The organism is Kocuria sabuli, assembly GCF_040981185.1.
Taxonomy (GTDB): Bacteria; Actinomycetota; Actinomycetes; order Actinomycetales; family Micrococcaceae; genus Kocuria; species Kocuria sabuli.
Genome location: NZ_JAVHZE010000032.1, coordinates 1 through 9,922, shown reverse-complemented (window position 1 = coordinate 9,922; position 9,922 = coordinate 1). Strand labels below are relative to the sequence as shown.

The window sequence follows — 9,922 nt, the reverse complement described above, 5'->3', positions numbered from 1 at the left end:
GTCGAGGCGATGACCATGGGCGACCGGGTCGCGGTGCTCAAGGACGGGCACCTGATGCAGGTCGACACCCCCCGCAACCTCTACGACCGCCCCGCCACCGAGTTCGTCGCCGGCTTCATCGGCTCCCCCGCCATGAACCTCTTCCGCGCCCCGGTCACCGGGGACACCGTGCAGCTGGGCACGGTGCGGATCCCGCTGACCCGGGAACAGCAGCAGGCGTTGACCGGGGGGAAGGTGACCATCGGGATCCGCCCCGAGGACCTGCACCCGGCCGGTGAGGGCACCGGGCTGCCGATCGTGGCCGACGTGGTCGAGGAGCTCGGTGCCGACGCGTTCGTCTACGGCCACCTGGCCCCGGTCACGGCGGCCAACACCGTGGTCCCGGTGGATGCGACCACCGGTGGTGAGGAGGACCCCGAGGCCCACGAGTTCATCGTCCGGGTGGAGGGCCGCACCCCGCCGAAGGCGGAGACCACGATCTGGGTGGCCCCGACCCTGGAGCACGTCCACCTCTTCGACGCCGCCACCGGCACCCGCCTGCCCGACTGACCCCGACGTCAGCACCGGCCCCGCAGCACGGACCGCGGCGCCCCTCCCCGCGGGGAGGGGCGCCGCGGTCCGTGGAGGTACGGGTCAGCCGTCGGCGGGGTGCCGGGCGAGGATCTCCTCGACGGCCCCGGGCTCGGCGTCGCGGACGTCCCAGGAGCCGGTGCGCTCGTGGAACTCCTGCGCCGCGGCGGTGACGTTGAAGCGGCTCGCGTCGCGGGGCGGGTCGGAGTGCTCGAGCACGTGGATGAGGTGGGTCTCCGCCTGAGCGAGCGCCTGAGGATCGTGCATGGCGTGTTCCTTTCGGTACGGGCCGGGACGCGAGGCGTGTCCCGCTCGGATTTGATCAGCCGACTGATGGATTCTACCGGATCGTGACCGAGACGCACCAGGCCCCCTGAGGGCGGTGTCCCGTCCGGGCACGTCGAGGCAGTGCCCATGAGGCACCGCGGCGCACCGATCCCCACGACGGCCGGGCCGTGCCTGCCGAGGCGGCCAGGCTCAGCGCAGGTCCAGCTCGTCCAGCTGCTCGTAGAGCTCCGCCGCGCGGCCCACCCGCCGCCGGCCCTCCGCCCCGGTGGCGGCCAGCACCCCGTCGGCGAGCACCGCGACCAGGCTCATGGCCGCCGCGTAGGAGTCGAAGGGGCCCACGCCGTCGAGGGGGCACTCGATCCACAGGTTCACGGCGGCGGCGTGCCGCCGGGCCGTGCCGTCCGCGACGAGAACGGTCTGCGCCCCGGTCGCGGCGCAGACCTCCACGAGCCGCTCGAAGCCGCGGGGCCGGCGCCGGAAGCCGAGCAGGACGACGACGTCGTCCTGCCCCAGGTCCACCAGCTCCTCCCCGAGCGTCTGGCCGGGCAGCGGCGCGAGCCGGACCCCGGCGCGCGCCTGCTGCAGCTGCTGCTTGAGGTGCAGGGCGACCGGGTGGCTGTTGCGCAGGCCGATCACCAGCACCTGCCGGGCTCCGGCGAGCGCGCGCACCGCCCGGGCCGGACGGTCCTCCCCCGCCGGGTCCAGCGCCCTGCGCAGGTTCTTGAGCTCCTGGTCGAGGTGCTGGCCGAGCTCGGGGTCGTCGTCGGAGCCGAGGGGCACGCCCTGCCGGCGCAGCGTGCGGGCCGTCTCCCGCAGCTCCGTGAAGGACTCGAAGCCGAGGTGGCGGTACAGCCGGGAGAGCGTGGCACGGGAGACCCCGCTCATCTGCGCCAGCTCCGCCGAGCTGTACAGGGCGAGATCGTCGAGGTGGTCCAGGAGCAGGTCGGCGGCCCGCCGCTCCCGGGGCGAGAGCCCGGCGTAGTGCGCGTGGATGCGCTGTTCGATCGACACGCCCACCACCCTAGCCATCCCCGGAACGGCGGGCGGCGCCGGCCGTGCCGACCGCCGGAGGGCGCCGGTTGCTAGCATGGCCCGTTATGAAGGGTCCTCTCAGCCCACACGCTCCCCCCGCGCCGCAGGAGGCCCCCTGGCCCGGCGGAGGAAGCGGCCGGGTCTCGATCCAGACCGCGTTCCTTGACCCCGTGCTGCTGGACCTGCCCTGGCACCTGCCCCTCGAGCAGTGGCCGGACGACGTGCTGGTGGCCTATCCCCGCGGCATCTCCCGGCACGTGGTGCGCTTCGCCCGCGCGGGCGAGAAGGTCGTGGCGGTGAAGGAGACCGTGCCGCACTACGCCCGGCACGAGTACGCCACGCTGCGCCGGCTCCAGCGCATGGGCGCCCCCTCGGTCGTGCCCGACTCCGTGGTCACCGGCCGGTACACCCCCGAGGGCGAGGCGCTGCCGGCGGCTCTCGTCACCGACCACCTGAGCTTCTCCCTGCCCTACCGCGCCATCTTCTCGGCGGGACCGAGCGCCCAGACCGTCATCCTGCTCGTCGACGCGCTCGCGTCGCTGCTCGTGCAGATGCACCTCTCCGGGTTCTACTGGGGCGACGTCTCGCTGTCCAACACCCTGTTCCGCCGGGACGCGGGCGCGTTCGCCGCCTACCTGGTGGACGCGGAGACGGGCGAGATCCACCCGGAGCTGACCCGGGGGCAGCGCGAGTACGACATCGAGCTGGCGCGCACCAACGTGGCCGGGGAGATCATGGACCTGCTCGCCGGGGCGGCCGAGGAGGGCCACGAGCTCGAGGACCCGGTGGACCCGTTCGAGGTCTCCGACCGGCTCGTGGCCAGCTACAGCTCCCTGTGGAGCGAGCTGATGGACGAGGAGTCCTTCAGCATGGACGAGCGCTGGCGCGTGGTCGAGCGGGTGCGCCGGCTCAACGAGCTCGGCTTCGACGTCGAGGAGGCCTCCCTGGACACCGTCGAGGGACGGGTCCGGCTGCGGCCGCAGGTCGTGGAGCCCGGCCACCACACCCGCCGTCTGCAGCGGCTGACCGGGCTGCGCGCGCACGAGAACCAGGCGCGGCGGCTGCTGACGGACATCGACCACCTCGGCCAGGCGCTCTATCCGGGCCTGCCCGACGACCTCGTGGCGCAGCTGTGGATGCGGGAGGTCTTCTCCCCGATCATGGAGGCTGTCACCCCGCCGATGCGGCGCAAGCTCGAGCCCGCCGAGATCGTGCACGAGGTGCTGGAGCACCGCTGGTTCATGTCCGAGCGCGCCGGCAAGGACGTGGCGACCCTCACGGCCGTGGAGGACTACGTGGCCTCGCAGCTGGCCCAGCGCCCGGACGAGCGCGAGATCTTCTGATCCCGGGTCGCGGGCCGGCTCACGGCCGGTGCGCCCCGAGGACTCCCGTCAGGGTCCGGTGCACCCGCTGCGGCCAGTCCTCGCCGAGGCTCCCGTAGCGGGCCACGTGGGAGTAGGCCGAGCCGAGCACGAAGTCCAGCACCACGTCGACGTCCAGCTCCGGGCTCAGCCGCCCCGCCGCGGTCTCGGCGGCGAACAGCTCCTTGAGCCGTTCCACGCGCGGGCGGACCAGGTGCGCGCGCAGGATCCGCGAGGTCTCCGAGTGCGGCTCGCTCAGCAGGGAGACCGCCACGCCCATGCCCATGTCGTGCAGCAGGAAGTGCAGGGCCTCGGCGAGGCCCTCGTCCCAGCTCGCGGGCGCGCTCGGCCGCTCCGGGGAGTACGTGGACACCGCGTCCTCGAGGGCGCCCTCGAGCATCTCCAGGCTGTTGGCGTAGCGGCGGTAGATGGACGTCTTGGCCACCCCGGAGGCCGCCGAGACCGCCTCGATGCTCACCCGCTGCGGCCCGCCCTCCCGGAGGAGGGCGAGCGCTGCGGCGGTGATCTTCTTGTCCGTGCTGACGGTCCGCGGATCGGCCCGGTCGTCGCCGGTCATCGTCGCCCCTCCCCCTCGCCGTCCGCCGCCGGGGCGATCAGGCGGTCTTCCAATCCTCGATGGGCCAGTGGTTCTTCTTCGCCAGGCGGTAGAGGGGCAGGTCCGGGTTGACGGTGTAGGGGTGGCCCATGAGCAGCAGCCAGCTGGCGTCCGCGTGGGAGTCCCCGTAGCCGTAGGACCGGGTGAGGTCGTAGCCGCCCTGCTCCGCGTACTTCTTCAGCCACTGCGCCCTCGCCTCGTCGACCAGCGGCGGGGTGGCGAGGTAGCCGGTCATCACGCCGTCGCGCTCGTCCATCCGCCCGGCCACGACCTCGTCGAAGAGGTGGGCGAGGGGCTCCACGAGCAGGTCGATGGAGCCCGTGACCAGCACCGTGCGGTGCCCCGCGGCGCGGTGCTCCTCGATGCGGGCCAGGGCTCCCGGGCGCAGGAGGCGCCGCATGTCCCGGCCCAGCGGGCCGGCCACCTGCTCGCGCACGGTCCCGGCGGGGACCCCCTGATAGCGGCGCATGAACGCGCGGATGAACTCGCCGCGGTCCCGCTTCTCGGCCTTCAGGTAGGTCGGGGCGCTCGAGACGAGGTCGGCCACCTCCGCCGGCCACTTCGCGAGGCCCAGGGTGCGGCGGCGCAGCTGCAGGTACTGGTGGATGACCGTGGAGTTGAGCACGGTGCCCTCGAGGTCGAAGACCGCGAGCACGTCGGTGCCCTCGCTGAGGCCGCGCTTCGTCGACCGGCGCCGCTTGGACGCGGCCTGGAGCCGCCCGTAGGCCTTGGTCATCGTGGTCAGCGCCGGCAGGTGCACGTTCTGCCAGTAGTCGGCCCAGTCGATGGAGCGGACGTCGAAGGTCCGGTCCTCGGGCGTGCCCGCCGGCAGGGAGTCGTTGAGCTGCCGGGTGCGGGTGTCGTCGAAGATCATCTCGGTGCGCGTGTAGGACTGGTACAGGTCCACGTAGGTGCGCAGGGACCCGAGCCCGGACTGCACACGGTGCAGGGAGTTGGCCCACTCGCGGGTCCGGGAGGTCGCGGGCAGCACCGCGTTGAGCTTTCCCCCCACGGCGGAGAGCTTCTCCTTGACCGCCAGGGAGCGCTCCACGGCGTTGTTCGCGGGGAACTTCCACTCGGGGACACGGATCGGGCTCCCGTCGGCGTCCTCGAGCGGGTGGGCGAGGAAGAACGCCCGCACATTCTCGTACATCTGGTGGAACGGCAGAGGGTTCGAGGCCCCCGAGCAGACCTGGTAGTAGCCGGGCTCGGGCGCCTGCGCCCCCTCCGGGGTCGCCTCCCCGGACGCGTCGCGGTGCCCGCCCACGGCCAGCGCCACGATCGCGTTGACGACGAAGTCGACGGGGACGACGTCGAGCACCGAGTCCGGCAGGCCGGGGAACTCCGGCAGGGCGCCCTTGGCGTAGGCCATGATCAGCGGATCGGCCACCTTGTAGCCGTCGATCCAGCCCGGGTACGGGTGGCGCAGGGCCGACTCGATGATGGACGGCCGCACCACGGACAGCCGGTGGCCGCCGTCCGCCCACTTCTGCTCGGCGACGCGCTCGCCCAGGGCCTTGGTGAAGGTGTAGATGTCGGTCCACCCCAGCGACTGCGCCCGGGTCCGCCCGTACTCGACGAGGCGGGTGCGCACCCACTCCTCCCGAGCGGTCTCCGCGGCGCGGGCCACGGACTTCGGCCCCTCCTTGCCGTGGCCCGCTGTGGCGTCGTCGATGAGGGCCTGGAGCCGCTCCGGGGTGCGCGAGGCCATGTCGGCCTCGTCGCGCGCCCGCAGGGCCGCGTCGAACTCGGCCGCCCAGTCGACGTCGTGGTCCACGGGGGCCTCGGGGCGCAACCCCTTCGCGATCCCGCCCACGTAGCAGGTGGAGACGTGGATGACGTGCGGGTCCTGCCCCGAGGCCAGCAGCGCGTCGTAGAGGCCGATGGCGCCGCCGACGTTCGTGCTGAACGCCTCGTGGATCGGCGGGTCGAAGGACACGGTCGAGGCCGAGTGGATCACCACGTCGAACGGCTCGGTGATCTCCGCGAGGGCGGAGAGGTCACCCTCCAGCACGGCGGTGCGCTCCGCGAAGACCCGCTCGGCCTGTTCGCCCACCGACTCCCGCCACGTGCGGAAAGCCGGCTTGCGCAGCAGCTGCCGCAGCCGCTGCTCGCCGCTGATGCTGCCCTTGGGGCGGACGACGGCGGTGACGTGCACGCCTTCGTGGGCGGAGAGCAACCGTTCGAGGACGGCCTGCCCGAGGAAGCCGGTGGCTCCCGTCAGCAGGACGCGCGTGGTGGGGGTCTCGGTCAACGGTGTTCCTCCGGGTGGTGTGCTGGTCCGCCGTCGGTGCGGAGCGGGCGGGGGCTGGTGCGGCCCGGACACGGCGGGCGACGACGGCGACCAGCGAGAGGACCGCACCCGGTTACGCTACGGCTACCGTAGTGTAACCTAGATCCCATGCTTACCGCTCTCGTGACGGGGGGAACGTCCGGCATCGGCGCCGCGTTCGCCGATGCCCTGGCCCGCCGTGGAAATGCCCTGGTTTTGGTGGCCCGCGACGCGGACCGCCTCGAGCAGACGGCGGCCCGGCTGCGCTCCGAGCACGGGGTCCCCGTGGAGGTCCTCCCGGCGGACCTCGCGGACCGCGGCGACGTGGACCGGGTGGCGGCCCGGATCGAGGACCCGCAGCGTCCCGTGGACGTCGTCGTGAACAACGCCGGCTTCTCCGTGAAGACGCCCTTCACCGCCCCGGACACCGGCGCCCACGACCGCGCGTTCGAGGTCATGTGCCGGGCCGTGCTGGTCCTGTCCGCCGCCGCGGCGCGGGCCATGACGGCGCGCGGGTCCGGCTGGATCATCAACGTCTCCTCCACCGCGGGGCTGATCACGATGGGCTCGTACTCCGCGATCAAGGCCTACACCACCGCGTTCACCGAGGCCCTGGCCGTGGAGCTCCGCGGCACCGGCGTGCACGTCACCGCGCTGCTGCCCGGCTGGGTGCGCACGGAGTTCCACGAGCGCGCGGGCATCAGCGGCTCCTCGATCCCCTCCTTCATGTGGCTCACCCCCGAGCGCGTCGTGGAGGAGGCCCTCGACGACGTCGCGCGGGGCAAGGTGATCTCGATGCCGACCAAGCGCTACCGGACCCTCGGGTTCGTCCTGCGCCACCTGCCACGGCCCGCGGTCCGCCGGCTCTCCGGGATGGTCGCCTCCGCCCGGCAGAAGGAACGGACGGCCGGGTCGTGAAGCACCGCAAGCAGCACGAGCCGACCCCGGTCCGGCGCTCCATCGACGGCGGGGGCAGCTCCTCCGCCTCCCCGGAGTCGACCCCGGCCGCACCGCCCGCGTCCTCCGCCCAGCTGGATCCCGCACGGTTCCGCGACCCCCGGCGCCGGCTGGCCCGGCGGATCACCCAGCGGATCTTCCTGCACGGGCTCGCCTACCGCACGATCCGGCGCACGGTGGTGACCCACCCGGCCGCCGCGGCCCTCGACGGTCCCTGCATCGTGGTGGCCAACCACTCCAGCCACCTCGACGCTCCCCTGGTGCTCGGCTCCGTGCCCCCGCGCATCCGCCGCGACCTCGCGACCGGGGTGGCCGCGGACTACTTCTTCACGGCACCGCACAAGCGCCTGTTCACCGAGCTGATCTTCAACGCGTTCCCGGTGGACCGCACCGGCACGGGGGCGAACCGGGGGCTGTCCAAGCAGCTGCTGAAGGCGGACGTCCCACTGCTGGTCTTCCCCGAGGGCACGCGGTCCCGCACGGGCAGGATGGCGTCCTTCAAGATCGGCGCCGCGGGTCTCGCCAAGGCCGTGGGCGTGCCCGTGCTCCCGGTCGCCCTGATCGGGGCGCACGAGGCCATGCCCTACGGCACCCGGTGGCCGCGCCGCGGCCGCCCCCGGGTGGTGGTGGCCGTCGGCGAGCCGCTCGTCGCACAGCCGAAGGAGCCCACCGCGGCCTTCAACGGTCGCATCGAGGCGTCCGTGCGCGCACTCTACGCAGAGCACCGCCCGCGTATCGACGGCTGAGCACCGCCCCACCCCCAGACAACCAGGAGAGTACTGCGCAGATGGCACACGTGAAGCACATGAAGTGGTGGGGCTGGGGCGAGGAGGACGTGCACTTCGAGTACGCGAACAAGCCCGCCTTCGCCCCGTTCGTCAAGAAGGCCCTGGACGTCGATCTCCGTCCGCGCGAGCGGGACACCATCGACTTCGCCACGGTGAGCGTTCCGGCCACGCGCGCGGACGAGGCTCTCCTGGAGGCGCTGCGGGGCATCTCCGGCGCCGAGCACGTGAGTCTCGACGACGAGCTCCGGATCGTCCACTGGGCCGGGAAGTCCGTGACGGAGCTCCTGCTCACCCGGGCCGGCGACTTCGCCCGCGTGCCCGACGTCGTCGTCTACCCCGCCGCCGAGGAAGAGGTCTCCGCGGTGCTGCGGCTCGCCGTCGAGCGTGACCTCGTGGTCATCCCCTTCGGCGGCGGCACGAGCATCTCCCGCAGCCTGCAGCCCGATCCCGCCGAAGAACGAATGATCGTTTCGCTGGATCTGGGGCGGATGAACCAGGTCCTCGCCATCGACGAGACCTCGGGCCTGGCCACCATCGAGGCCGGCGTCCTGGGCCCGGACATGGAGGAGCAGCTCAACGCCCGCGGGTGGACCCTGGGCCACTTCCCCGACTCCTTCACGCACTCGACGCTCGGCGGCTGGGCCGCGACGCGGTCCTCCGGGATGCAGTCCGACAAGTACGGGGACATCGCCGACATCGTGCGCGGCCTGCGCGTGGTCCGCCCCGGCGGCACCGTGGTGCTGCGCCCGCTGCCGTCCACCTCCACCGGCCCGAGCCTGCGGGAGATGATCATCGGCTCCGAGGGCCGGCTCGGCGTGATCACCCGGCTCGACGTGCACGTGCACCGCATCGCCGAGCACCGCGAGGTCATCGCGTACATGTTCCCCACGTGGCAGCAGGCGCTCACCGCGATGCACGACATCGCCCGGTCCGACGTCAGGACCACCTTCGCGCGGGTCTCCGACGCGCACGAGACCGCGTTCTCCCTGTCCACCCAGAAGGCACCCAGCACCCTGAAGAAGAAGGTCACGGCGAAGGGCCAGGACCTGCTGTGGGAGGTCATGCGCCGCCGCGGCTGGGACACCGACGCCATGTGCATCGGCTACGTGTGCTTCGAGGGCGAGAAGGCGGAGGTGGACCGCCGGAAGAAGACCGTCGCCGGCCTCGTCAAGAAGCAGGGGGCGCTGGTCCTGGGTGCGGGTCCGGGATCCCTCTACGACCAGAAGAAGTTCGACACCCCCTACCTGCGCGACTTCCTGCTCGAGCAGAACACGATCGGTGACGTCTCGGAGACGGCCGCCCCGTGGTCGAAGCTGACCACGGTGCACCGGGCCGCCTACGACGCGGCGCACCGCGCCTTCGCCGCACAGGGCAAGACCGGGTGGATCATGTCGCACATGTCGCACTCCTACCACGCCGGCGCATGTCTCTACTTCACGTTCGGCTACGAGATCGGCGAGGACCCGCACGGCGAGTACGCCCTCATCAAGAGCGCCATCCAGCAGGCCTTCATCGACGCCGGAGGGACGCTCTCCCACCACCACGGCGTGGGCCTGGAGCACAGCCCCTGGATGGAGCAGGATGTCTCCCCCGAGGGTGTGGAGCTCATGCGCAGCCTGTTCACGGCCACGGACCCGGGCAGCAACCTCAACCCGGGCAAGATCGTCAGCTGACAGCGGCCCAGCCGGCACGACGAGCAGGCCCCCACCGGGAACGGTGGGGGCCTGTGCTGTGTGGGGGGTGATCTGGATGGTCCTGCCCCGCCCGCAGCCAGGATCGGTGTCGGTGTCGGGACAACGGTGGGGGTTTCGTGTCCTGGTACGGGCGCCTCCGGTGGGTCCGGGCACGGCAAGGGCCCCGCACCGGTGTCGGTGGGGGCCTGTGCGGGGCCGGTGTTGCCTGCCGGGCGTCCCCCATGGCATGAGAAAGGGCCCGGCACCGGTGTTGGTGGGGGCCTGTGCTGTGGTGGTGGTTAATGTGGGGAGCCCCCGCACCGTGGTGGTGCGGGGGCTCGACCCGTGGTGTGGTCCGGCGGTGT

Annotated in this window: 9 protein-coding genes; 5 read left to right on the top strand and 4 right to left on the bottom strand. The window is 72.5% G+C overall.

Annotated features, from left to right (window positions below; translation table 11 throughout):
* The coding region (locus RE027_RS17450; RefSeq protein ID WP_497795576.1) for an ATP-binding cassette domain-containing protein at nt 1–549 on the top strand (549 nt) is incomplete at its 5' end.
* Between the two features lie 84 nt (nt 550–633).
* Here the strand turns inward: RE027_RS17450 and RE027_RS17445 are convergent.
* The gene (locus tag RE027_RS17445; RefSeq protein WP_368809578.1) at nt 634–837 is read right to left on the bottom strand and encodes a hypothetical protein; all 204 of its coding nucleotides are present in this window, start codon (nt 835–837) and stop codon (nt 634–636) included.
* A 210-nt stretch (nt 838–1,047) separates the two neighbouring features.
* Nucleotides 1,048–1,869, bottom strand: a complete 822-nt coding sequence (locus RE027_RS17440) for a MurR/RpiR family transcriptional regulator (protein WP_368809577.1) — start codon at nt 1,867–1,869, stop codon at nt 1,048–1,050.
* Between the two features lie 191 nt (nt 1,870–2,060).
* Between RE027_RS17440 and RE027_RS17435 the strand changes: the two genes are divergently transcribed.
* Nucleotides 2,061–3,233, top strand: a complete 1,173-nt coding sequence (locus tag RE027_RS17435; protein ID WP_368809576.1) for a DUF4032 domain-containing protein — start codon at nt 2,061–2,063, stop codon at nt 3,231–3,233.
* 19 nt (nt 3,234–3,252) lie between these two features.
* Here RE027_RS17435 and RE027_RS17430 read toward each other — a convergent pair whose 3' ends face one another.
* Together RE027_RS17430 and RE027_RS17425 are read right to left on the bottom strand one after the other, a co-directional pair.
* Entirely contained in the window at nt 3,253–3,828 is a 576-nt protein-coding gene (locus RE027_RS17430) for a TetR/AcrR family transcriptional regulator (protein WP_368809575.1), read from the bottom strand.
* A 37-nt stretch (nt 3,829–3,865) separates the two neighbouring features.
* The gene (locus tag RE027_RS17425; RefSeq protein WP_368809574.1) at nt 3,866–6,121 is read right to left on the bottom strand and encodes an HAD-IB family hydrolase; all 2,256 of its coding nucleotides are present in this window, start codon (nt 6,119–6,121) and stop codon (nt 3,866–3,868) included.
* A 147-nt stretch (nt 6,122–6,268) separates the two neighbouring features.
* Here RE027_RS17425 and RE027_RS17420 point away from each other — a divergent pair, with 147 nt between their 5' ends.
* From RE027_RS17420 to RE027_RS17410, 3 genes are read left to right on the top strand one after another with little or no spacing between them, the layout of a single operon-like run.
* Nucleotides 6,269–7,057 (top strand): SDR family NAD(P)-dependent oxidoreductase, encoded by a 789-nt coding sequence (locus tag RE027_RS17420; RefSeq protein WP_368809573.1) that lies wholly within the window; start codon nt 6,269–6,271, stop codon nt 7,055–7,057.
* Complete coding sequence (locus RE027_RS17415) at nt 7,054–7,842, top strand: lysophospholipid acyltransferase family protein (protein WP_368809572.1); 789 nt, start codon at nt 7,054–7,056, stop codon at nt 7,840–7,842. The genes RE027_RS17420 and RE027_RS17415 overlap by 4 nt, the downstream gene beginning before the upstream one ends.
* A gap of 41 nt (nt 7,843–7,883) precedes the next feature.
* Nucleotides 7,884–9,557, top strand: a complete 1,674-nt coding sequence (locus RE027_RS17410; protein ID WP_368809571.1) for an FAD-binding oxidoreductase — start codon at nt 7,884–7,886, stop codon at nt 9,555–9,557.
* Nucleotides 9,558–9,922: the final 365 nt, after the last annotated feature.

Excerpts from the sequence above, each read along its gene's own strand:
- RE027_RS17445 (WP_368809578.1), bottom strand. The coding sequence starts at position 837 with ATGCACGATCCTCAGGCGCTCGCTCAGGCGGAGACCCACCTCATCCAC.
- RE027_RS17430 (WP_368809575.1), bottom strand. The coding sequence starts at position 3,828 with ATGACCGGCGACGACCGGGCCGATCCGCGGACCGTCAGCACGGACAAG.
- RE027_RS17420 (WP_368809573.1), top strand. The coding sequence starts at position 6,269 with ATGCTTACCGCTCTCGTGACGGGGGGAACGTCCGGCATCGGCGCCGCG.
- RE027_RS17410 (WP_368809571.1), top strand. The coding sequence starts at position 7,884 with ATGGCACACGTGAAGCACATGAAGTGGTGGGGCTGGGGCGAGGAGGAC.